We start from the raw sequence: 2,334 nt of genomic DNA, 5'->3' as shown, positions 1-2,334 counted from the left end.
CAGCGGGTTCAGCTGGTGGGCTTGCCGTAGTCCTTGGGCAGGGCCTGCAGCTTGTCCCAGGGGAAGTTCTGCATGATCGTGTAGCTGGGCTTGCCCTGCATCAGCGCCGGCCAGGGGTCCACACCGGTGGTGGCCTTGACCGCGGCGGAGGACTCCGTGGACACCGCCACCGCCCCGGCACGGTCCACGACGATGAAGCCGTACTTCTGCGCGGCCTTGGCGATCATCGTCGCCAGCGGGGTCAGCTTCAACGCGTCCACGTCCACGCTGGGGTCCAGGCGCAGGCGGGTGCCCTCGGGGATGGCGTCGGGAGAGGTGTTGGTGCCGTCGCTGCGCTGGGCCGGCCAGCTGAACGTCTTCCAGTGCGCCGGGTCAGGGATGGCCAGTGCGACGGCGTGGTTGATCTGCCCGGCCTGGGCCTCCTTGATGCCGATCGCACCACCGGACAGCGCCAGCCCGGTGGCGGCAGCGCCGAAGCCGTGCAGGAAGTAGCCGTAGCTGGTGGAGACGTTGTTGATGCGCCCGCCCCAGCACGCGCTCCAGACCCCGTCGACCTTCTTCATCCGCCAGAACTCCCACAACTGGTCGGTCTCGGGCGAGTAGACGGTCAGTTGCGCGTCTCGGCCGGTGGCCGGTACCGCGTCGGCGGGCACGGGGACCTGGGTGAACTGCCCGCCGGGTCCGAGCAGTCCCTTGGGTGTGTAGGAGCGGTTCTGGCAGTTGCTCCACTGCACGTCCACCCGGGGCTGGGAGGCCGGCACCGTGTAGATGCTGGTGTTGTACTGGTTCACGTTGAACGCGGACACGCCGTTGTAGCGGTCCGTCACCTGGCTGGTCAGGTTGCGCACCATGGCTGCGGAGTCCGGGGCCAGGGAGGCGGTGCTGATGTCCTGCTTCCACACGCTGCGCGCGCCGAAGGCGGCGACGGCCCCGCCGGGGGAGGGCGTGTCCACCACCCGGGCGGCGACGTGCCGTCGAGCTCGCTCGACCCGGGGGTCACCGGCGGCCTGAGCCGGCACGGTGGTGCTCAGCGCGGTGAGCAGGCCCATCACCACAGTGGCGACGAGCGTCGTGCGTGCAGTACCGAGCGCGGACATGGTGTGAGCTCCTGGTGAGGTGTTCGAGTGACACCTCGTGCATCGGCTCTGGTGACGTCAGTGCTGTACGTGCGGCAGGTGATCCCCCGAGCGAATCACCTGGACGGTCGTACCCGGCTCGCCGCGCGGTCACCTCACGTGATGACCGGGCGGTGGGAACCGCGTTGGGCGTCCCCCGGACGGGCGAGCGCTCACTGCGCCCCAGCCCGGCGCCGCTCTCACCGTGCGTGCCGGACCACCTCCCGGAGTCACCCGTCGGGGCTCGAGGCCCCGGCCCGACGCCCGCGTCGGCGCTCCCGGGTGCGGCGGGCGCCCTACGACCGCGCCTCGCCCTCCGGCTTGCCGTAGTCCTTGGGCAGGGCCTGCAGCTTGTCCCAGGGGAAGTTCTGCATGATCGTGTAGCTGGGCTTGCCCTGCATCAGCGCCGGCCAGGGGTCCACACCGGTGGTGGCCTTGACCGCGGCGGAGGACTCCGTGGACACCGCCACCGCCCCGGCACGGTCCACGACGATGAAGCCGTACTTCTGCGCGGCCTTGGCGATCATCGTCGCCAGCGGGGTCAGCTTCAACGCGTCCACGTCCACGCTGGGGTCCAGGCGCAGGCGGGTGCCCTCGGGGATGGCGTCGGGAGAGGTGTTGGTGCCGTCGCTGCGCTGGGCCGGCCAGCTGAACGTCTTCCAGTGCGCCGGGTCAGGGATGGCCAGTGCGACGGCGTGGTTGATCTGCCCGGCCTGGGCCTCCTTGATGCCGATCGCACCACCGGACAGCGCCAGCCCGGTGGCGGCAGCGCCGAAGCCGTGCAGGAAGTAGCCGTAGCTGGTGGAGACGTTGTTGATGCGCCCGCCCCAGCACGCGCTCCAGACCCCGTCGACCTTCTTCATCCGCCAGAACTCCCACAACTGGTCGGTCTCGGGCGAGTAGACGGTCAGTTGCGCGTCTCGGCCGGTGGCCGGTACCGCGTCGGCGGGCACGGGGACCTGGGTGAACTGCCCGCCGGGTCCGAGCAGTCCCTTGGGTGTGTAGGAGCGGTTCTGGCAGTTGCTCCACTGCACGTCCACCCGGGGCTGGGAGGCCGGCACCGTGTAGATGCTGGTGTTGTACTGGTTCACGTTGAACGCCGCGACACCGTTGTAGGAGCTGGCGACCTCCTGCGCGAGACGCGACACCATGGGAGCTGAGTCGGCAGCGACGGGAGCGGTGCTGATGTCTTGCTTCCACACGCTGCGCGCACCGAAGA

At 69.9% G+C, this 2,334-nt stretch carries 2 protein-coding genes; both read right to left on the bottom strand.

Going from position 1 to position 2,334, the window contains the following annotated elements; genetic code table 11:
* Window positions 1–8: 8 nt before the first annotated feature.
* Entirely contained in the window at window positions 9–1,097 is a 1,089-nt protein-coding gene (locus ACRYM0_RS20765; RefSeq protein WP_432507747.1) for a DUF4124 domain-containing protein, read from the bottom strand.
* Between the two features lie 314 nt (window positions 1,098–1,411).
* Window positions 1,412–2,334 (bottom strand): DUF4124 domain-containing protein (locus ACRYM0_RS20760; RefSeq protein WP_432507746.1); only part of this gene is annotated, 923 nt, incomplete at its 5' end.

Source organism: Kineococcus arenarius subsp. arenarius (assembly GCF_050871845.1).
Classification (GTDB): Bacteria; Actinomycetota; Actinomycetes; order Actinomycetales; family Kineococcaceae; genus Kineococcus.
The sequence above is the reverse complement of the archived record's forward strand: the minus strand, read 5'-3'. Positions and strand labels throughout refer to the sequence as shown.